The sequence below is a fragment of the Burkholderia sp. Bp9142 genome, from assembly GCF_003853415.1.
Taxonomy (GTDB): Bacteria; Pseudomonadota; Gammaproteobacteria; order Burkholderiales; family Burkholderiaceae; genus Burkholderia.
Genome location: NZ_QTPP01000027.1, coordinates 77,383 through 98,503 on the forward strand (window position 1 = coordinate 77,383; position 21,121 = coordinate 98,503).

Below are 21,121 nucleotides of genomic sequence, written 5' to 3' on the forward strand. Positions count from 1 at the left end.
AGTGCTACCATCGCCCCCATGAAAAAACGCCTCGAATCCACTCCGCGCGACATCTCCATGCCTGCCGACACGGCCGGGCCGGCCGACGCACGGGACGCGCACGGGCCCGCGCCCGTCGCCGGCGTGCGGCGGAAAAAGGCGCCGGAGCAGGTGCGTGCGCAGTTGCTGGACGCCGCGTCGGAGATCGCGATACATCAAGGCGTGGCCGCGTTGACGCTCGACGCGGTCGCCGAGCGCGCGGGCGTGACGAAAGGCGCGCTGCAGTATCACTTCGCGAACAAGCAGGGCTTGCTCGATGCGCTGTTCGGGCAGGCGACCGAGCGCTTCGCGGCGCAGATGGCCGCGCGCCGGGCGGCCGATTCGCACGGCGACGGCGCGGCGGCGCGCGCGTATCTGCATGCGGTGCTCGACACCGCGCAGCCGGCCGCGAGCACCGACGTGCTGCGCGTGCTGGTCGCGTCGATGATTACCGAGCAGGAGACGCGCGCGCGCTGGTCGGTGCCGATGCGCGAGTGGACGCGGCCGGACCCGGTGCCGCTCGAGCAGGCGGCGACGCTGATGATCTGCCGGCTGGCGGCCGACGGGCTCTGGATCTCGGAACTGCTCGACAGCGTGGAGATGTCGGCCGAGCTGCGTGCGGAGATCGTCCGGCAGCTGGACCGGATGAGCGCGGGCGAACCGCCGGCGGGTAGGGGCAAGAGCAAGGGCGCGCGCGGCCGGCGCGGCTGAGCGCGTTCAGTCGCCGAACTGCGCGACGAGCTCGGCGATCCGCCTGACGCCCATCTTCGCGAAGATCGCATTGATCTGGCGGCGCACGGTGTTGATCCGCACGCCGGGGCATGCCGCGTACTCGGCCGGCGTCAGGTGGCCGGCCAGTTCGCGCATCAGCATGGCGCGCGCGATCGAGGCCGTGATAGCGGCTCGCGTACGCGTCGGCCCAGCCCGAGCCGTAGCCGGTGAAATGGTATTGGATGCGGTGCGATCGATTCTGGCAAGCATCCTCAATTTTGATGATGCCGTCGCGACGCGGAGTGTCTACGATCGGCAACGGAGTGAGGCCGCGGACGAGGCGTGCGCTGCACGACGGTGAAATCGCATCGGCTGCGCCGTGCGACATTGATCCGACGATATGAACAAAATCGTCGCGCGTGTCGGCGATTGCCTGACACACGACGCGCGTACCGTGACGGGAAAAGAGGACGACGTGTCGGGCGAAAAATCCATGCGACGACACACCGACGACGACAGGCCGGATGCCGTGTTACGGGGAGTGGCAATCACATGCTGACGAGAGACTATGTGGAGCGCGAGCTCTCTCATATCGAGAGAATGGTCGCGCTGCTGGAAAGCGATGCGGGTACCGGCGCTGCGGCGATGCCGTACGCGATGCGCGTGAGTCGTCCTGGTTACTGGCGCGAACGGATCGAAGCGCTGCTGGCGATCCCCGGCATGCCGCGCCACGTGCCGATACTCGGCAACGCACTGCTCGCGAAGATCGACGGGATGGAGTCGCGGCCGGCGACGACGAAGTCCTGACCGGGCGAATGCGCGCCGCACATGGCCTGACGCGCACGTCCCGCCTTTATCCATTATCGAGATAGTCCATATTCCGGATATCGCGTTGCGGGATAGCACGTGCCGCCGCCACACTTGCGCAAAATCAATTCCACCCGGAGACATTCATGCGTACGCAAGTCGGCATCATCGGCGCGGGGCCCGCGGGCCTGCTGCTTTCCCATCTTCTTCATCTGCGCGGCATCGAGTCGGTCGTCCTCGAGACGCGCGGACGCGAACAGATCGAATCCACCATTCGCGCCGGCGTGCTCGAGCAGGGCACGATGGACGTGCTGGCCGAATCGGGCGTCGGCGACCGGATGAAAGCGGAAGGCGCGCTGCATCACGGCTTCGAGCTGGCGTTCGAAGGCAAGCGCCGCCGCATCGATCTGACCGGGCTGACCGGCAAGGCGATTACCGTCTACGCGCAGCACGAGGTGCTGAAGGATCTCGTGGCCGCGCGCGTCGCGACCGGCGGCGCGCTGTACTTCAACGTGTCCGGGACGACGATCTCCGGCATCGATACCGACGCGCCGTCGATCCGCTTCGTGCACGACGGCGTCGAACAGACGCTCGACTGCGATTTCGTGATCGGCTGCGACGGCTCGCAGGGCGTGTCGCGCACGATGATCCCCGCCGCATTGCGGCAGGACTACGAGCGGGTCTTTCCGTTCGGCTGGTTCGGCATCCTCGTCGAAGCGCCGCCGTCGTCGGACGAGCTGATCTATGCACGCCACGAACGCGGCTTCGCGCTCGTCAGCACGCGCTCGCCGAACGTGCAGCGCATGTATTTCCAGTGCGACCCGAAGGATTCAGTCGACAACTGGTCCGACGATCGCATCTGGGCGGAGATGCATGCGCGCGTCGACTCCGCGGACGGCCAGCAGGTCGTGGAAGGGCGGATCTTCCAGAAGAACATCGTCGGCATGCGCAGCTTCGTGTCGACGACGATGCAGCACGGCCGCCTGTTCCTCGCCGGCGATGCCGCGCATATCGTGCCGCCGACCGGCGCGAAGGGCCTCAACCTGGCCGTGTCGGACGTGCGCATCCTGACGTCCGCATTGCAGGCGTTCTATGACGAAGACAGCACCGACCTGCTCGACGCGTACAGCGAAACCGCGCTGCGCCGGATCTGGCGCGCCGAACACTTCTCGTACTGGATGACGCGCATGATGCACCGCCTCGACGACGCGTCGCCGTTCGAGCAGCGTTTGCAGGTCGCGGAGCTCGAGCATGTGACGACGTCGCGCCCGGCGGCGATGGCGATGGCCGAAAACTACGTCGGCGCAGTCGCGGTCTGACGCGGCGCGACGGAGTCGGCGTTCCCGGTCGCGGCATCCATGCGCCGCGACCGGCTCCGCCGTGCGAAACCGGTCTGGCTTACGACGGGCCCGGCATCAGGTCGCGATGGGCCGATTCCCGGAACTCGCCCGGCGTCAGGCCGGTCTGCTTGCGGAAATAGCGGCTGAAATACGCGCTGTCCGCAAAGCCCATCTCGTGCGCGATCTGCTTCACGCTCAGGTTCGAATAAACGAGATCGCGCTGCGCTTCGCGAATCAGATGCGCATTGACGACGGCCGTCGTCGAGATCCCCAACTCCTCCCGGCAGACGCGCGCAAGCTGCGCGGCCGTCACACCGAGCCGGTCCGCATAGAATTCCACCGGTCGATGCTCGCGAAAATGTGTGTCGATCAACTCGCGAAAACGCCGCAGCAACCTGCCGCGCCGGTCGGTGCCGGCATGCGACGGTGCCGCCGCGAGATCGCTCACGCGCGCGACGTGAACGACCAGCGCCACCAGCAACGCCATCCCGGCTGCGCCGCGGCCGCGTGACGTGCTGCGGAACTCCTGTTCGAGCAACGCGAACAGCGGCATCAGCATCGCCACGCTCGCGTCCGACCCCTTGACCGGAATCACCGCCGCACGTTGCAGGATCGACAGCGCACCCGGTGCGGCCGTCTTGACCAGCGTTTCCAGCGCGCGCTGCACGACCGTGATCACGAGACCGTCGATCTGCGGCGAGAACTCGAACGCATGAACCGTCTGCGCGGGCAGCAGCACGAGGCACGGCGGCGTGAACGTGTGCTTCTCGCTCTCGATCACGACGTGCCCGTGCCCGCCCCGGATGTACAAAATCTGCAATAGCGCATCGTGACGGTGCGCGGCGATATGCCAGTCGTTCGGCCGGCTGCGCTCCGGTATCCATTCGAAGTTGAACGCGTCGTACCAAGGCGGACGAGCCGATTCGCCATACAGATCGTAGTTAGGGATTCTCCTCATGCCGCGCGGCCTCCTGTGTACAAATTGTCCTGTTGCTTGCGGCGTTTGTCCAATTTTCGCGCGATGCGCGCTTCTATACTTTTCTCATCGACGTAGCGCTTGCAATTAACACATCGCGCGACGTTCGGGCAGCGTGTACCGGATCGATCCGGACATTTCCAGCCTATTTCAAAAGGACAACTAATGATATCGCAAGCAGATCATCAGCAGCAGGACTGGCTTCGTCTCGACGGGCAGGTGTGTGTCGTGACGGGGGCGGCGGGCGGCATCGGCACGTCGATCGTGGAAGCGTTCGTGGCCGCCGGTGCGCGGGTCGCCCTGCTCGACCGCGACGCGGACAAGACCATTGCGCTCGCCGAGCGGCTGCGTCCGAGCGGCGGCGACGTCGTCGCAATCGGGTGCGATATCGGCGACGCCGCCAGCGTGACCCAGGCCGCCGAACGCGTGGAACGCGATCTCGGCCCGGCCGACGTGCTCGTGAACAACGCGGGCCTGTTGCGTGCGGGCGGCATCGAGACCATCGGCCTCGACGCATGGAACGCGATGCTGCAGGTCAATCTCACCGGCTACATGCTGTGCTCGCAAGCGTTCGGGCGCGCGATGCTCGCGCGCGGCTCGGGCTCGCTGGTGCATGTCGCGTCCATTGCGGCCCGCTACCCGCAGACGCATAGCGGCGCGTACAGCGCGAGCAAGGCGGCGGTCGCGATGCTCGCGCGGCAACTGGCGGCGGAGTGGGGGCCGCGCGGCATCCGCAGCAATACCGTGTGCCCCGGGATGATCCGCACGCCGCTGTCCGAGTCGTTCTATGCGAGCGGCGACATCGAGGCGCGCCGCAGCGCGATGACCGCGAGCCGCCGCATCGGCCGGCCCGACGACATCGCGAACGTCGTCGCCTTTCTGGCCAGTCCGCGTGCCGCGTATGTGAACGGCGCGGAACTGGTGGTCGACGGCGGACTCGACGCGATGCTGATGGATCTCGTGCCGCGGCCGGGCTTCGAGGCCGGTGCCGGCGCCAGCTGATTCAACGACGGTGCCGCGCTGCATGCAGGCTCGCCGTGTCAGGCGACGCGGCCGCGCGGTGATTCCGTATGGATGGAGGAAGACATGATGAACGATCAGCAGCGCTCGAAGCACGTCACGTGCGACCTGCTCGTGATCGGATCGGGAGCGGGCGGCCTGTCCACCGCCATTGCCGCGCGCAAGGCCGGCCTCGACGTGATCGTCGTCGAGAAGGAGGCGTGCTTCGGCGGCACGACCGCGTTTTCCGGCGGCGTGCTGTGGATACCCGGCAATCGCCATGCAAGCGCAAACGGCGTACGGGATACGCGCGATGCGGCGCGCACGTATTTGCGCGGTGAAACGGGCGCATGTCACGACGATGCCGCGATCGAGGCGTTCCTCGAGCACGGCCCGCGCATGCTCGACTTCTTCGAGCGGGAAACCGACGTGAAATTCGTCCCGACGCTGTATCCCGACTATCACCCGAACGTGCCGGGCGGGGTCGACATCGGCCGCTCGGTCGTCGCCGCGCCGTACGATGCGCGGCGGCTCGGGCGCAATCTCGAGCACCTGCGTCCGCCGTTGAAGACGATCACGTTCATCGGGATGATGTTCAATTCGTCGAATGCGGACCTGAAGCACTTCTTCAACGCGACGCGCTCGCTCAAGTCGGCGTGGTACGTGACGAAGCGGCTTGCCGCGCATCTGAAGGATCTCGCGCTGTACCGGCGCGGCGTGCAGGTCACGAGCGGCAACGCGCTCGCCGCACGGCTCGTGAAGTCCGCGCTGGACCTCGGGATCCCGATCCTGACCAACACGCCCGCACGCGAGCTCGTCGCGGAAGGCGCACGCATCGTCGGCGCGACGGTCGGGGCGGACGGTGCGACGTATCGCATTACCGCGCACCGTGCGGTCGTGCTGGCGAGCGGCGGCTTCTCGCACGACGTCGCGCGAATCGCGCGTGCATACCCGCACGTTGCGCGCGGCGGCGAGCATGTGTCGCCCGTCCCGACCGGCAACACCGGCGACGGCGCGACATTCGCCGAGCGGGCCGGCGGCCGCGTGGAGATGCGCTATCCGCAACCGGCCGCATGGATGCCCGTTTCGCGCGTGCCGCTCGGCGACGGCCGCTTCGGTGTGTTCCCGCATCTGCTCGATCGCTACAAGCCGGGTGTCATCGGCGTGACGCGTCGCGGCGTGCGCTTCACGAACGAATCGAATTCATATCACGACGTCGGCGCCGCGATGATCGAGGCATGCCGCGACGACACCGAGACGGCGATGTGGCTGGTGTGCGACCACGCGACGATCCGCAAGTACGGGCTCGGCTTTGCGAAGCCCGCACCTGTGCCGCTCGGGCCGCTGCTGCGCAACGGCTATCTCGTGAAGGGCCGCACGCTGGCGGAACTCGCGCAGCGGGCCGGCATCGATGCGGCGAATCTGGAGGCGACCGTGCGGCGCTACAACCACGACGCCGCGCGCGGCGAGGATCCCGAGTTCGGCCGCGGCACGACGTCGTTCAACCGCTATCTCGGCGACGCCGACCATCGTCCGAATCCGTGCGTGGCGCCGCTCGGCGACGGGCCGTATTACGCGCTGAAGGTCGTGATGGGCGATCTCGGCACCTTCGACGGAATCCGGACCAACGCGGTCGGGCAGGTGCTGGCCGCCGACGACCGGCCGGTCGCCGGCCTGTATGCGGTCGGCAACGATCGCGCCAGCATCATGGGCGGCAACTACCCGGGCGCCGGGATCACGCTCGGTCCGATCATGACGTTCGGCTACCTGAGCGCGCGCCATATCGCGGGTCTTGTCGACCAGACCGGCCTCCCCGAACCGACGCCGCGCGCTGCCGCGGCGCATCGCGTCGACACGCGCGCGACCGCCTGAACCCGGAGCAGACCATGACACCCTCGAAAGCATTCATCGACCATCGCATCTATACGATCCGCCCGCGCGGCATGGCGGAGTTCATCGAGATCTTCGACCGGCTCGCGATGCCGATCCAGGTGAAGTATCTCGGTGCGCCCGTCGGCTTCTACATGAGCGACATCGGCGCACTGAACCAGGTCGTGCATCTGTGGGGCTACGACAGCATCGCCGACTACGACGCGCGGCGCACGGCGCGCGATGCCGATCCGGACTGGCCCGCGTATCTGCAGGCGTCCGGCCATCTGATCGTCGCGCAGGAGAGCCGCATCATCCGCCGCGTCGCGTTCCCGAGCCTTGCGTACCTGACGCGCTGAGCATGACGATGACCACTCGATCGCCGGCCAGGGCGGCATGCCGACGCGCAATGCGTACGGTGCGGCGAAGGCCGCGATCGTGTTCCTCGCATCGGACGCGGCGAGCTGCGTCACCGGCACCGTGCTGAACGTCGACGGCGGCTGGGTGGCCTATGGCGCGGCGGATTCACCGCCCGGCGGCTGACCTGCGCCGCGCATCCGAAACCGCTTCACAACGAAACATGACCATGGAGATGTCCGCGCGCATGCGGCGCATCAGCGCTGCCGTGCGCCCGGACCGAAGGAGACACAGATGAAAACCCAACCGCGTACGCTCGACGTGCAGTCGTTCATCGACGCCGAGCGCTTTTCCCCTTGCCAGTGGCTGATCCTGATCCTGTGCTTTCTGGTCGTGGCCGCCGACGGCTACGACACGGCCGCGATCGGCTTCATCGCGCCCGCGCTGACGCACGACTGGGGCATCGCGCGCAGCGCGCTCGGCCCGGTGATGAGCGCGGCGCTGGCCGGGCTCGGTATCGGCGCGCTCGCCGCCGGCCCCTGCGCGGACCGGCTCGGCCGCAAGACGGTGCTCGTGCTGTCGGTTGCCTGCTTCGGCGCGTGGAGCATGGTGTCCGCGCATGCGCAGTCGATCGAGGCGTTGACCGCATTGCGCTTCCTGACCGGGCTCGGTCTCGGCGCGGCGATGCCGAACGCCGTCACGCTGATGTCGGAATATGCGCCCGCCCGGATCCGCGGCGTGGCCGTCAACGCGATGTTCTGCGGCTTCTCGTGCGGGCTCGCGACGGGCGGCGTCACGTCGGCATGGCTGATTCCGCATTTCGGCTGGCAAAGCGTGCTGACCGCCGGCGGCATCGGGCCGATCGTGCTGGCGGCGGCGCTCGTGATGCTGCTGCCCGAGTCCGCTCAGTATCTCGCGGCACGCCCGGGCACGCATGCGCGCATCGCACGAATCCTCGCGCGGATCGCGCCGGGCGGGCGCTTCGACGACTGCACGTTCGCGGCCGCCGGCGCGCGCCCGCAAGCGGGCGGGGCGTCCGCGCTCGCGCAGGTGCTGTCCGCGCAGTTTCGCTCGCGCACGCTGATGCTGTGGGCGGCCTACTTCATGGGGCTGCTGATCTATTACCTGCTGACCAACTGGATGCCGACGCTGTTTCGCGACGCGGGCTTCAGCGCCGAGGGCGGCGCACTGATGACGTCGCTGTTCCCGCTGGGCGGCGTGCTCGGCAACCTCGGCGTCGGTTGGCTGATGGATCGCTTCAATCCGAACCGGACGATCGTGTGTGCGTACGTCGTCGCAGCGCTGCTGGTGCTCGTGGTGAGCCGCACGATCGGACATGCCGCGTGGCTCGGCACGCTGATCTTCCTGTGCGGCACCGTGGTGACGAGCGCGGTGACGTCGATGTCGGCGTATGCGGCGAGCCTGTATCCGACGCGTTGCCGTGCGACGGGCGTGGCCTGGATGCTCGGCATCGGACGGATCGGCGGCGTGGCCGGCGCGTTCGCCGGCGCGATGCTGATGGGGCTCGGCTGGCGCTTCGGCGATGTGTTCAGCCTGCTTGCGGTGCCGGCGCTCGCCGCGGCCGGTGCGTTGTATGCAATCGGCCATTGCGGAACGGAGATCACTGAGCAGGAGCGCGCGAGCGGGGCGGCCATGCAGCAACACTGATGCGACAGGTGCCTGTCGAGTGTGCGCCGGCCCGCTGTTGCAGCGCGGGGCGCGGATAAACGAAAAGCCACGGAGCAATCCGTGGCTTTTCCTTTCCATCAGGCAGCCGATTCACGGCCGCCTATCGCACAGCTTAGGCGATCGTCTTCGACCAGTTCGCGTACCAGTTGCGGAACAGCGTGTACTGCGCTTCCGCGTAGTTGCGCTGCGCGTCGCTCAGTGCATCGGTTTCGTTGAAGTGCAGCGTGTATTCCTTGTCGCCGTTCAGCACCATCAGGTGCTTGTAGAACAGGACCAGGTCGCAGCCTTCGTCGAACGATGACAGCACGGCCAGCGCCGCTTCGAGTTCCTTCGCACGCACGCGCGCCACGGCATCGCCTTGCGCGGCCTTCTTGCACAGGTCGACCAGTTGCAGCACTTCACGCGGCAGCGCGTTGCCGATGCCGGTGATCGCGCCGGCGGCGCCGCAGTTCACGAAGCCATGGAACACTTGCGTGTCGACGCCGGCCATCAGCGTCACGCTGTCGTCCTGCGACGTGATGTTCTCGGCTGCGTAGCGCATGTCGGCGGCGCCGCCGAATTCCTTGAAGCCGATCAGGTTCGGGTGCTGGCGGCGCAGTTCGAAGAACAGGTCCGCGCGGGTCGCGAAGCCGTAGTACGGGCTGTTGTAGATCACGGCCGGCAGGTTCGGCGCCGCGTTCAGGATCGCGGCGAAGTGGGCCTTCTGTGCGGCCGGCGACGCGCCGCGCGACAGCACGCGCGGGATCACCATCAGGCCGTGCGCGCCGACCTTCGCCGCATGCGCGGCGTGCGATACGGCTTCCTTCGAGTTCACCGCGCCGGTACCGACGATGGTCGGCACGCCGGCTTCGACCAGGCGCGCGACGCCTTCCTGGCGCTGCGCTTCGGTCAGCAGCGGCCAGTCGCCCATCGAGCCGCAGTACACCACCGCGCGCATGCCGAGTGCCACCAGCTCCTTGCCCTTTTTCACCAGCGCGTCGAAATCCGGCTGACGATCAGCGGTGCACGGAGTCATCAGGGCCGGAATGGTGCCGGTAAAAATGTTGTCGCTCATCTCGTTTCCTCACATTCAGATAGGGTCAACTGCCATTGCTGGCAACCTGGGCTGTACGCGCGCTCGCCGTCTCGCCGGTGCTTCATGTGATCCGGACGGCGGCTGGCCACCTCTTGTTTGCCTCGGTGCCGAAACGTGCCTCCGGTTTCGCCCGAGAGTCAGCCATCGACGAGTGCATTCTAGCCAGTCCGCATATTTTATACAATATAAAATAAAAAGGGCGTGACGCAGGTCGTCGTTCCGGGGTGCCGGGGAGGGCGGCGAACCGCGCCGCAGCGGCCTCCGGCGGGGATCGCAGACGATTCCCGCGCAGCCGGTCGATGCGCGTCCCGGCTCCGCCCGGCGGCCATCTGCGCCCGACCTGTCGCCCTCAAGCCCGTTCCCGCGGCACTTTCTTCTGACCAGAATCGCTCGCCCCGCAGGCTCCCGGCCCGGTCGGCAAACACCGCCCGGCGTATCGCATTTCCGCCGAAGGCATTTTTGAGATTGCGTGGATTGTGTATTGGATATTGTATAAAATCTTTCGGCGCGCTTGCTCGCGAACCGGCCCGTCAAGGGAAATGGAAGGCAACGAGAGGAGATACGGAGATGACAAGTCAGGTCGGCGAGGCAGTCTCGCCTGGTGGTGCGGCAGCCGTGCAGGACACGGCATCGAAACGGGAATTGAAGCGGGTCGTCGCGGCGTCGATGGTCGGGTCGGTGGCGGAGTGGTACGAGTTCTTCCTGTATGGAACGGCATCGGCGCTGGTGTTCGGCACGCACTTCTTCAAGAAGACGGGCAACCCGATCGACGGCCTGCTCGCCGCGTTCGCGCTGTATGCGGTGGGGTTCGCCGCGCGCCCGATTGGCGGGCTGGTGTTCGGCTACTACGGCGACAAGTTCGGCCGCAAGTATCTGCTGCAGGTCAGCCTGATCGTGGTCGGCATCACGACCTTCCTGATGGGCTGCCTGCCGACCTTCGATGCGATCGGCTACTGGGCGCCGGTGCTGCTGGTGTCGCTGCGCCTGATCCAGGGCTTCGCGTTCGGCGGCGAGTGGGGCGGCGCGATCCTGCTGGTCAGCGAGCATAGCCCGGACAACCGCCGCGGCTACTGGGCCAGCTGGCCGCAAGCCGGCGTGCCGGCCGGCAACCTGGTCGCGACCATCATCCTGCTGGTGCTGTCGAGCTCGCTGTCCGAGGCCGACTTCCTGTCATGGGGCTGGCGCGCGGCGTTCTGGTTCTCGGCGGTGGTCGTGCTGATCGGCTTCTGGATTCGCCGCAAGGTCGACGATGCGCCGATCTTCAAGGAGGCGCAGGCGCGCCGCGAGCAGAAGCAGGAGAAGCAGCTCGGCGTGGCCCACGTGCTGAAGCATCACTGGCGGCAGGTGCTGATCGGCATCGGCGCGCGTTTCGCCGAGAACATCCTGTACTACGTGGTCGTCACGTTCTCGCTGACGTACCTGAAGCTCGTCGTCGGTTTCGACACCACGCGGATCCTGAAGCTGATGTTCGCGGCCAACGCGATCCACTTCCTCTTCATCCCGCTGATGGGGCTGATGTCGGACCTCGTCGGCCGCAAGCCCGTGTACCTGACGGGGGCGGTGCTGACCGCCGGCTGGGGCTTCGTCGCGTTCCCGATGATGGACACCGGCAACGACTGGATCATCATGGCCGCGATCGTGCTCGGCCTGTTCATTGAATCGATGACCTACTCGCCGTATTCGGCGCTGATGACCGAGATGTTCCCGACCAACGTGCGCTACACCGCGCTGTCGCTGTGCTACCAGGTCGCGCCGCTGATGGCGGGCTCGCTCGCGCCGCTGATCGGGCTGTCGCTGCTCGAGCGGTATCACTCGTCGACGCCGATCGCGCTGTATCTGGTCGCCGCGGCTGTGATCTCGATCGTGTGCGTCGGGCTTGCGAAGGAGACGCGCGGCAAGTCGCTGCGTGAGGTCGATGCGGAGGCAAGCCGCCGGACGCACGCGTGATGCGGGCGTGATCGCAAAGGGGAAGCCACTCGAGAGGGTGGCTTTTTTGTGGTTCGTCGCCGGTTTTCGCGGAGCGCGGGGGAAGGCCGTCGGCGTTCGGCAAATAGTTGCCGTTCGCGAGGCGGACTTCGCTGTCATTTCAACGGCCGGTTGCCTTCGGAACCGGCCGAACGCGCGCCGGAAACGATGGGGCAGCAATTGCCTGAATCTCCATAGCCTGTCGGGTGCCCATCACCCATGGCACGAAACAAGCGCACCCGCTTAAAGGAGCGAGGCGGCGGTTGGTCTGCGGTCGTTACATACGACTCCGATTGTGATTTAAGCAGGCATCGAAAGGACGCAAGCGCAAGCCTACGCGAATTGGTAGAGCGTAGCCGGGTTATCGACCCATACCTTGTTCCTCATCGTTTCGTCCGGGATGACGATCTTCAACAGATCAGCCAACAGCGCATCGTCCGGAATCCGGTGACGGGCCTGCTCGGTCGGGTGTGGCCAGTCGCTGCCCCACAATACGCGATCAGGGGCGATCGCTGCATAGGCCGATGCAACCTTGACGCTGTCTGCATAGGCGGGTGGCCCGACGCGCGTATCCATGTAAAAGCCGGTCAACTTGACATAGGCTTTGCCGTTCGTCAGGAGATTCGCCACCATTTCGAATGCGGGGTGATGCAGCGGATCCGGCTCGGGTACATGGGCAAGGTGATCGAAGACCACCGGACATGGCAGATCGAACCATATATCTTTGGCATCCAGAAGATAATCCGCCGGTGCGTTCACCTGAATATGCCAGCCCATCGGTCCCACTCGTTTCGCGAGAGGCTTGACCATATCCAGCGTTGTGGTCCCCGGTGGCGCGAGGTTGAAGCGGATTCCGCGAACGCCACCTTGATGAAGTTCGTCCAGCTGTGCGTCGGTCACACTCGTGTTGACGACCGCCACACCGCGCGCGCGACCGTTGAATCGTGCAATCGAGGCGAGCAACAGGCGGTTGTCGATGCCGTAGCTGGACGGCTGTATGACGACGTTGCGGCTTGTGCCGATGCGCTGCTGCAGCAGTCGATAATCGTCGACCGTTGCGCTTCCGGGCTTCAAGGTTGCCTCGGGTGCCCATGGATAGCCATGGTCATAAATGTGATGGTGGCAATCGGTTGCGTCGGCTGGCATTCTGATCCGGGTGCGTGTTGCCCCCGTTGACCACGGGACGTTCGCGGGAAGCGACTGTGCGCATCCGGCGATGCCCAATCCGCCACTCGAGGTAGCCAATGCGCCCAATGCAATGAGCGTCGTTCGCCGCTTCCTGTCAAACTCCGTCATGCCCGTCTCCTCTGCGATTCTGTTCGACCATCACCTGCCGGTGAGGCTTCAAGGTCAGGAAAAGTATCGCAAGGAGAACACGGACTGAACCAACAGGAAGTCACCTTCACACCCAAAAGTTATTTGTGTCAGGTCGGCACGCGCGAGTGTCAGCTTTTGGATATCGTGCGTCACATCGTAGAATGGGTCATGGACATTCGTTACGTGCAAAGTTTCGTCGCGGTGGTCGAAAGCGGGTCGATTGCAGAAGCCGCGCGACGCCTTGGACTGACCGCAACGGCAGTAGCGGCTCGCCTCCGGTCGCTGGAAGAGACCCTGGGCACGTCGCTCATCCAGCGTTCCGGCCGATATGTCAGACCGACAGCGGAAGGCATGAAGGTTCTCGACAGCGCGCAGGCGCTGCTGCGTGCCATGCGCGACATGCAGGCGATCGCGCAGGATGGTCAAACGCAGATTGGGGAGTTGAGGGTTGGGGTGTTCGTGTCGGCAATGGTGAGCGTTTTGCCGCTGGTGCTGCAGCGCGTCTATGCCCGTCATCCCGATGTCAAACTCTTCGTGGAACCCGGTAGCTCGGTCGAACTTTGCCGGAAGGTGGCTGCCAGCGAACTGGACGTTGCAATCGTAGTGGAGCCTCAGTTCGCGATCCCGAAGACCTGCGAGTGGCAACCGCTCACCGAGGAGCCTCTTGTCGTTGTGGCCCACAAGTCGATGGCTGGGCGCGATGCCCACGAGGTGCTGCAAAATGAACCGTTCATTCGCTACGCGCGCTCGGTGCTCGGCGGGCAACTCGCGGACAGATATCTTCGCGATCACCATATACATACGCGATCTCGACTGGAAATCGACGGCTTGCTTGCCATCGCAACGCTCGTCGACAAGGGGCTCGGCGTCTCTCTATTGCCGGATTGGCCGTCGATGTGGACGAGCGGGCTGGAGATCACGCGCATACCGCTGCCTGAACGCGCGCCGGTTCGGCGCATTGGGCTGATCATGGCGCGCCATACGCCCCGGTTTGCGCTGGTGGAGGTGTTTGCTCGCGAGGCGCTTGGTTTGTTTAATCGTCCTCAAGGCGACCTGCAGCCGTGACCGTCCTGGTCACGCCGCGGACCGGATGTGTAGTCCGCGTCAAAGCATTGACAAGCTAAAAAGGCCCCGCCTGGACGGGGCCACGATGCGGCAGGGAGAGGCGATACCTGTATTGCATTCCTATTCGGGCTTCGACACCGGCTCTTTCTGCAGGCTTGCTGCGCGCAAGAAATCGAAGTCGACACCCTCGTCGGCTTGCGTGACCGTTTGCAGGAAAAGCTTGCGATACCCGCGGTCGGCGGTTGGCCGCATGACCGGCGCCGCCGCCGCGCGCTTCTGCATCTCTTCGTCGGAAACGAACAACGAGATCTCGCGACGAGACACGCTCAGGCGAATGCGGTCGCCGTTGCGCACATAGGCAAACGGTCCTCCGATCGCGGCTTCGGGCGTCACGTGCAGGACGATCGTCCCGAAAGCCGTTCCGCTCATGCGTCCATCCGAAATCCTCACCATGTCCTTCACGCCGGCCCGCGCAAGTTTGCGGGGGATCGGGATATAGCCGGCTTCCGGCATGCCGGGCGCGCCCACCGGGCCGATGTTCTTCAGGACGAGGACATCGTCCGGCTTGACGTCGAGCGCTTCATCGTCGATCCGGTTGATCAGGTCCTCGACGTCTTCGAACACGACGGCCCGGCCCTCGTGTTCCATGAGCGCAGGATCGGCGGCCGACTGCTTGATGATCGCTCCTGCGGGCGCGAGGTTGCCACGGAGCACGGCAAGTCCGCCCTGCGGATAGATCGGGTGGGACAGCGAACGCACGACATCCTGGCTGAACCCTGCGCCCCCGGCTTCAATCTCTTCTCCGAGGGTGCGTCCCGTCACGGTAAGCGCATCCAGATGCAGCAGGGGCTTCAACTCGCGCAGCAAGGTGACCACGCCCCCAGCCTTGTGGAAGTCTTCCATGTAGTGCTGTCCGGTCGGCTTGAGGTCCAGCAGCACCGGCGTCTCCTTGCCCATCCGATCAAGCATGTCCAGGTCGATCTTGTGGCCCAGTCGACCCGCAACGGCAGCCAGGTGGACAATGGCATTCGTCGATCCGCCAATCGAAAGCAGCACGCGCATCGCGTTCTCGAAGGCCTTCGGCGTGAGGATCCTGTCGATGGTCAGGCGTTCGCTCGCCATCCTGACGGCAACCGTGCCGGTTTGTTCGGCAACCCGGATACGGTCCGACGTCACGGCAGGCGGGGTCGCCCCGCCGGGCACGGTCATGCCCAGCGCTTCGGCGATGCAGGCCATGGTGCTGGCGGTGCCCATCACCGAGCAGGTTCCGACACTCGCGACGAGCTGGTTGTTGACGTCGGCGATCTCGTCCTGGTCGATTTCACTCGCGCGGAACTTTCCCCAGTAACGCCGGCAGTCAGTGCACGCACCGACCCGTTCACCGCGATGCGATCCGGTAAGCATCGAACCGGTGACCAGCTGGATCGCCGGAATCCCGGCGGATGCCGCACCCATCAGTTGCGCCGGGACTGTCTTGTCGCATCCGCCGATCAACACGACGGCGTCCATCGGTTGCGCGCGAATCATCTCTTCGGTATCCATCGACATCAGATTGCGGAGATACATCGACGTCGGCGATGAAAAGCTTTCGTGGATCGAGATGGTGGGGAAGTCGACCGGCAAGCCGCCCGCGAGCATGACGCCACGCTTTACTGCTTCGACCAGTTGCGGCATGTTGCCGTGGCATGCGTTGAAACCGCTGCCGGTGTTGACGATGCCGATGACGGGACGATCGAGCGCCTGGTCCGTATATCCGGCGCCCTTGATGAACGCCTTGCGGAGGAAAAGCGAGAATCCCTGATCGCCGTAAGACGTCAGTCCACGCTTCATGCCCGTAGCTTCCACGGGTGCCTGGGCGGCAGTTTTCTTGTCAGCCATGACTTTCTCCAGATAAACATCGAATGCAGTGCGCCCGATCGCACGGGCCGTGTCGGCTTGGTCGGCGCTTGCGGCGCGCTCGACGGGCCGGGAATCTCAACGATTGACGACGCGAGCGGGAAGAAAAACCAGAATCAGAATCGCGGAAAGCGCGAGACTGCCTGCGACCAGGTAAAGGCCTGACGTCAGCGAATGCGTCTCGGTCTTGAGCCATCCCATCACCGACGGACTGACGAAGCCTGCGAGGTTGCCCGTCGAGTTGATCAATGCGATGCCGGCTGCGGCGCCAGTTCCGCCGAGGAACGAGGTCGGAAGCGCCCAGAACATGGGTAACGCGGAGATGATGCCTGCTGCCGCCAGGGACAAGCCGATCATTGAAGGAATCAGCTGATTGCCGCTGAGCGCGCACAGAAGGAATCCAAGGGCTGCAACGAGAGCTGGCGCGCTCACATGCCACCTGCGTTCCCGCGTTTGATCCGCGTGGCGGCCAACCAGAATCATGGAAACAAGCGCGCAGGTGTAGGGAATCACCGTGAGCAGACCGACCGTCAACGGATCGTTGACACCCGCGCTTTTGATGATCGTCGGCTGCCAGAATCCGAGCGCATACGATCCCATGATGATGCCGAACAGGATGACGCACAGTAACCAGACCCACCTGGACGTGAAGGCATCCTTGAGCGATCCATGCGAGCGTTTTGCAGCGTCCTCACCAATCTCGCGCGCGATATGCGATTTTTCCTGCCCGGTTAGCCACTTCGCGTCCTGCACACGGTCGTCGAGAAAGAAATAGACGACGACCCCGAGCATGATCGCCGGCGCGGCCTCGATGATGAAAAGCCATTGCCATCCTGCATAGCCGGCGGTTCCGGCGAACGTGTGCATGATGTATCCGGAGAGCGGTCCGCCAATCATGCCCGACACGGGATTGCCGGCCGTGAGCACGGCCATCATCTTCCCGCGGCGGTGTGACGGAAACCAGTAAGTCAGGTAAAGAATCATGCCGGGGTAGAACCCAGCTTCCGCGACACCGAGGAGGAAGCGCACGACGTAGAACATCACAGGCGTCGTCACCCAGGCCGTCATGAGCGAGAGGAGTGCCCATGTCACCATGATGCGCGCGATCCAGCGCCGGGCGCCTACGCGATGCAGCAGCAGATTGCTCGGAATCTCGAAGAAAAAGTAGCCAACGAAGAAGAGGCCGGCGCCGAGTCCGTAGATTGCGTCGCTGAAGTGCAGATCGTTGAGCATCTGCAGTTTGGCAAATCCGACGTTCACGCGGTCAAGGTATGCGACCACGTAGCAGACGAACAGCAACGGCATGAAGTGCCACGCTGCCCGCCGGAAGGTTGCATCGGCGGTCGCTCGTTCGGCGTCCACCGGCATGGCGGGGTGTGAGGACATGGGGTGTCTCCTTTCATTTTTCCGTTCATGCCAGCGGGCATGGGACGATTGCGTGCTGCCGTTCATTCATGACGGCGCTTCGCTGGAACGGCCGGGGCACATTCACTGGGCGATTCAGCACCGTGCTCGGTGTTTACGTGGCGAATAGTGCAAGAACCGGGAACGGGGAAAAAGACGGGAGCGAAAGGTTGAGAACAAAAAAGTTTTTCGGTTTCGCCTTCGTACAGGGCGATCCCCCGTTTGATGCCCGCGGGCCTTGATGGGGGCCTTTGTGTCGGGGCCTTGCTGTCGCCCGGACAGGTGTCAAGCGGCAAGGCCGGTCGGCCAACGTGATTGTTGCAGTCCAGTCGCGTTTCCGAATCGTTGGCGAACGCACGATTTCGCGCATTCTCGGCGAGGTTCGACCCTCGTGGCGCCGATCGGCGAACGTATGCAAAGGACATTTTGCTATCGCCGACATGCCGATACGCTCGCGCGGACGACCGGACCAATCGGTTGGCGGCCCTCGAATGCCCTACTACGCGACCGGCGGCAACGCGTCGACAAGCGACATCCGCGGAGAACTTTTTGTTGGCTGAACGAAGGGCGCAGTGGCCTGACGATATGCTGCCGTCGGCGCTCGGCCGCCAAGGCGCTCTGCTAATATTGTAGAAAATATGCAATATCCATCGCCGCGTCGGCGCTTGCCTTTCCGCCTTCCCCAGTCCGAACCGCAACATGAACGAGAAACGCCCTGCTCTTGTCTACGCCACGCGCGCCGAAGCCGCAGCGAACGAATTGCGCCGCCGTATCCTGACAGGGGAGTATGTCGACGGCTACCAGCTTCGCCAGGATGCGCTGGCGACCGAGCTCGGCATCAGCCGCATCCCGCTGCGCGAGGCGCTCGTGCAGCTCGAGAGTGAAGGGCTGGTGAAGATCCTGCCCCACAAGGGGGCGATCGTCTCGGAGTTGTCGCCGGAGGACATCACCGAACTGTTCGAGTTGCGCGCGCTGCTGGAACCCGTGCTGCTGAAAAAGTCGGTTCCGAAACTGACCTCCGAGGATTTCGCGCGGCTCGATGCGATCCTTGATGAATACAGCGCGGTGCTGCATGCGAGCCAGTCCGGACGCTGGGGCGAACTGAACACCGAACTGCATCATCTGCTGCTGTCGCGCGCCGACCAGCCGAAGACGGCGGCGATCGTCGCGTCGCTGCTGCAGCAGACCGACCGCTACACGCGCGTGCAACTGTCATTGTCCGAGGCCGCGCGCGACGTGGCCGAATCCGAACACGCCGAGCTGGTCACGCTGTGCCGCAAGGGCGATGCGCGCGCGGCGGCATCGCTGCTCAAGCGTCATATCGAGCATGCGGGCGGCGAGTTGAATGCGTTTCTGCGGGATCGGCGTCTGGGTCGTTGAGGGCGTTTACGCACGCGATCTGGCGGATACTCCAGCGTTTCGCGCGGCACGCTTCCGGCGGATGGATCTTGTCCGTCGGGTCCTCTGGTCGATTGTCCTGCCTGATTCGTCGAACCGGCCTGTGCGTGCCGCGTGATTTTCAGGATTCCTGTTTGATCGGGCCGAATGAATGACAGGTCGATGTCCGGCCATGTATCGCCATCCGAATCCGGCGCTGCTGACCCCGCCATGACAATCGTTTGACTGTGACGCCTTCGAACAAACCTCCCGACGCAGCGACCGTTCGCAGGCGACGGGCGAAGAAGCACTCGTGGAACTTGCTGAACGCTGGGCGCGCGGCTGAATGTAGCCGTTCAGGATGTTCACGTAACGGGTCCAGTGCATGCCGCCGAACGCTGAAAGCGCTGACGCCAGTTCATCAGTGGTCTCTCCCGGGCGATACGCAGGCCCACCGGATCGTCCTGACGAAGCGGGAATGACGGAGCAAGCATTCGATGGCCGCACAGGCGTTAATTTTGGGGATCGATCCGGTTCAGGCGGTTAATTCCGTCTTGCTGTGGAATTGTTCCGTACTTTCAAGGTTAAACCACAATAATATGGAATTATTCAACTTTGAGGCGGGCGACAGATAATTCTATAATGTTGTGAGTTATGAGGCCTATCAGGCAGGAAGACCCATTATGTTGGAGTTGAGCTTCAGTAAGCCTGGTGAAGTCGTCACACTGCTTTGCGGGCGACTTCGCACGGAGCGGCTGGCATTGCGGATGACACAGGCTGATGTGGCAGCACGCGCCGGCGTCGCAGCCAATACGGTGTCCAACCTGGAAGCGGGACGCAATGTGAGTCTCGAGAGTGTGGTCCGTGTGGCCATGGTTCTTGGCCGCAGCAAGGAACTCGAAGGGCTGTTCTTGCCGAAGCTGGACAGTCTCGACGACATTCTCCGGTACGAAGAAACAGCTAAACGTCAGCGTTCGAGGAAGGCAACCAGAAATGATTGAGCGAGTAGACGTCTACTACGATGGCTGGAGGGAACATTGGCGGTGGGGATCGATGGTTTCCACGACAGCCATCACGGGGCGCCCGCTGGTTGTGTTCGAGTATAGCGACGAGGCGAGGAAGAGAGGGCTGGAGCTTTCTTCCCATGCGCTCCCGTTGAACGGGCCCAGGCTACGGAGAGACTTCCCGTCCCACCAGTTGGGACTGCCCGGGCCGGTCTACGACGCGCTGCCCGACGGCTGGGGCATGTTGCTGATGGATCGTCTGTTCAAACGCCGAGGCTTGAACGTGGCGCGCGTCGGGCCGCTGGAGCGACTGGCTTACATTGGCAACAATGCGATGGGGGCCATGTCGTTCGAGCCCGTGGCGCCCGAGGCTCGGGAGGCGCAGATTCACATTCCCCTCGATCAGCTTGCGGTGGAGGTGCAGGACGTCATCAATGGTGAAGGCGGAGCCTTCCTGCAGCAGTTACTGCGGATAGGCGGCCCTCCGCAAGGTGCCCGACCAAAAGCACTGGTCTATCGTGATCCGCGCTCCGGAACCTTGACCACGGTCGCAGAGCCGGACTTTGAAGCCTGGCTCGTCAAATTCCCGGCGCAACAGGAACACCCCGAGGTGTGTGCGATCGAGATGGTCTATGCCGAATGCTTGCGCATGTGCGGTATCGAGACCCCGGACACGTTGTATTTCGATTTACCCGATCGGATGGCGGCATTCGCGTCGAAACGGTTTGACCGACAGGACGGCCTGCGCGTGCCCATGCAAAGTCTTGCCGCATTTACCGGTGCCGATTACAGAAACCCGGGTTCCCTGGACTATGTGAACTTCCTGCGCGCGATCCACCTATGCACCAATGATGTACGGCAGAAGGGGCTGGCGTTTGAGCGAGCCGTCTTCAATGTCGCGTTCAACAATCGGGACGATCATCCCAAGAACTTCGCCTGCATCATGTTGCGATCCGGCGAGTGGAAGCTGGCACCGGCCTACGACGTCACATTTTGCGAGGGGCCGGGTGGGTACCACCAGATGGACGTCATGGGGGAGGCCCTGCGGATCCGCAGAGAGGGGATGCTCCGCCTCGCGGAGGAAGCTGAAATTCAAGCGGCGGCGGCCGGCGGCATCATCGACCGCTTTTGCAACGTGGCCAGCCAGTTTGCGGCCCTGGCGAGGAAGCTGTATCCACACGTGATCACCGAGCAGACGTTGCACACGATTCAAAGCCGAATCGATGAGAACATCGCTCTGCTACGGTAAAGC

The 21,121-nt window shown here is 64.3% G+C and carries 19 protein-coding genes; 13 read left to right on the forward strand and 6 right to left on the reverse strand.

The features are described 5' to 3' along the window. The first annotated feature begins 18 nt into the window (after positions 1-18). Positions 19-729, forward strand: a complete 711-nt coding sequence (locus DIE22_RS25990) for a TetR/AcrR family transcriptional regulator (protein ID WP_124606411.1) — start codon at positions 19-21, stop codon at positions 727-729. 6 nt (positions 730-735) lie between these two features. On the opposite strand, the gene DIE22_RS25995 is transcribed toward DIE22_RS25990, so the two are convergent. Continuing rightward, positions 736-891, reverse strand: a complete 156-nt coding sequence (locus DIE22_RS25995) for a helix-turn-helix transcriptional regulator (RefSeq protein WP_260426768.1) — start codon at positions 889-891, stop codon at positions 736-738. A gap of 390 nt (positions 892-1,281) precedes the next feature. Between DIE22_RS25995 and DIE22_RS26000 the strand changes: the two genes are divergently transcribed. After that, positions 1,282-1,536: a hypothetical protein gene (locus DIE22_RS26000; RefSeq protein ID WP_124496994.1), complete on the forward strand. Its 255-nt coding sequence runs from the start codon at positions 1,282-1,284 to the stop codon at positions 1,534-1,536. A gap of 146 nt (positions 1,537-1,682) precedes the next feature. Beyond that, positions 1,683-2,855 (forward strand): 4-hydroxybenzoate 3-monooxygenase, encoded by a 1,173-nt coding sequence (locus tag DIE22_RS26005; protein ID WP_124496993.1) that lies wholly within the window; start codon positions 1,683-1,685, stop codon positions 2,853-2,855. A gap of 79 nt (positions 2,856-2,934) precedes the next feature. On the opposite strand, the gene DIE22_RS26010 is transcribed toward DIE22_RS26005, so the two are convergent. Then, positions 2,935-3,834: a helix-turn-helix domain-containing protein gene (locus tag DIE22_RS26010; RefSeq protein ID WP_124496992.1), complete on the reverse strand. Its 900-nt coding sequence runs from the start codon at positions 3,832-3,834 to the stop codon at positions 2,935-2,937. 183 nt (positions 3,835-4,017) lie between these two features. On the opposite strand from DIE22_RS26010, the gene DIE22_RS26015 reads away from it, so the two are divergent. From DIE22_RS26015 to DIE22_RS26030, 5 genes are all read left to right on the forward strand, one after another. Further along, a complete protein-coding gene (locus DIE22_RS26015) occupies positions 4,018-4,854 on the forward strand; it encodes an SDR family oxidoreductase (RefSeq protein WP_185640689.1) in 837 nt (278 codons plus the stop codon). A gap of 87 nt (positions 4,855-4,941) precedes the next feature. After that, positions 4,942-6,723, forward strand: a complete 1,782-nt coding sequence (locus DIE22_RS26020) for an FAD-dependent oxidoreductase (RefSeq protein ID WP_260426770.1) — start codon at positions 4,942-4,944, stop codon at positions 6,721-6,723. Between the two features lie 14 nt (positions 6,724-6,737). Further along, positions 6,738-7,079, forward strand: coding sequence for an NIPSNAP family protein (locus DIE22_RS26025; RefSeq protein ID WP_124496990.1), 342 nt, complete (start codon positions 6,738-6,740; stop codon positions 7,077-7,079). Positions 7,080-7,116: 37 nt separating this feature from the next. Continuing rightward, positions 7,117-7,263: a hypothetical protein gene (locus DIE22_RS38320; protein ID WP_185640690.1), complete on the forward strand. Its 147-nt coding sequence runs from the start codon at positions 7,117-7,119 to the stop codon at positions 7,261-7,263. 108 nt (positions 7,264-7,371) lie between these two features. Further along, positions 7,372-8,745: an MFS transporter gene (locus DIE22_RS26030; protein WP_124496989.1), complete on the forward strand. Its 1,374-nt coding sequence runs from the start codon at positions 7,372-7,374 to the stop codon at positions 8,743-8,745. 133 nt (positions 8,746-8,878) lie between these two features. Here the strand turns inward: DIE22_RS26030 and DIE22_RS26035 are convergent, their stop codons facing one another. Further along, positions 8,879-9,820 (reverse strand): dihydrodipicolinate synthase family protein, encoded by a 942-nt coding sequence (locus DIE22_RS26035; protein WP_012372215.1) that lies wholly within the window; start codon positions 9,818-9,820, stop codon positions 8,879-8,881. 588 nt (positions 9,821-10,408) lie between these two features. Between DIE22_RS26035 and abaF the strand changes: the two genes are divergently transcribed. After that, a complete protein-coding gene (gene abaF / locus DIE22_RS26040; RefSeq protein ID WP_124606413.1) occupies positions 10,409-11,788 on the forward strand; it encodes a fosfomycin efflux MFS transporter AbaF in 1,380 nt (459 codons plus the stop codon). 351 nt (positions 11,789-12,139) lie between these two features. On the opposite strand, the gene DIE22_RS26045 is transcribed toward abaF, so the two are convergent. Beyond that, complete coding sequence (locus tag DIE22_RS26045) at positions 12,140-13,102, reverse strand: amidohydrolase (protein ID WP_124606414.1); 963 nt, start codon at positions 13,100-13,102, stop codon at positions 12,140-12,142. 189 nt (positions 13,103-13,291) lie between these two features. Here DIE22_RS26045 and DIE22_RS26050 point away from each other — a divergent pair, with 189 nt between their 5' ends. After that, complete coding sequence (locus DIE22_RS26050) at positions 13,292-14,188, forward strand: LysR family transcriptional regulator (RefSeq protein WP_124496986.1); 897 nt, start codon at positions 13,292-13,294, stop codon at positions 14,186-14,188. Positions 14,189-14,308: 120 nt separating this feature from the next. Here DIE22_RS26050 and DIE22_RS26055 read toward each other — a convergent pair whose 3' ends face one another. Then, positions 14,309-16,066 carry an IlvD/Edd family dehydratase gene (locus DIE22_RS26055; protein WP_124606415.1) on the reverse strand — a complete coding sequence of 586 codons (1,758 nt, stop codon included), beginning with the start codon at positions 16,064-16,066 and terminating at the stop codon, positions 14,309-14,311. 96 nt (positions 16,067-16,162) lie between these two features. Continuing rightward, on the reverse strand, positions 16,163-17,470 hold the full coding sequence (locus tag DIE22_RS26060) for an MFS transporter (protein WP_185640691.1): 1,308 nt from the start codon (positions 17,468-17,470) through the stop codon (positions 16,163-16,165). Between the two features lie 717 nt (positions 17,471-18,187). Here DIE22_RS26060 and DIE22_RS26065 point away from each other — a divergent pair. The 3 genes from DIE22_RS26065 to DIE22_RS26075 all read left to right on the forward strand — a co-directional run bounded on the left by DIE22_RS26065 (position 18,188) and on the right by DIE22_RS26075 (position 21,118). Beyond that, positions 18,188-18,868, forward strand: coding sequence for a GntR family transcriptional regulator (locus tag DIE22_RS26065; RefSeq protein WP_124496984.1), 681 nt, complete (start codon positions 18,188-18,190; stop codon positions 18,866-18,868). Positions 18,869-19,551: 683 nt separating this feature from the next. After that, positions 19,552-19,866 carry a helix-turn-helix domain-containing protein gene (locus DIE22_RS26070; RefSeq protein WP_409364619.1) on the forward strand — a complete coding sequence of 105 codons (315 nt, stop codon included), beginning with the start codon at positions 19,552-19,554 and terminating at the stop codon, positions 19,864-19,866. After that, positions 19,859-21,118 (forward strand): type II toxin-antitoxin system HipA family toxin, encoded by a 1,260-nt coding sequence (locus tag DIE22_RS26075; protein ID WP_124606416.1) that lies wholly within the window; start codon positions 19,859-19,861, stop codon positions 21,116-21,118. Before DIE22_RS26070 ends, DIE22_RS26075 begins: the two co-directional genes overlap by 8 nt. The last annotated feature ends 3 nt before the right edge of the window (positions 21,119-21,121 follow it).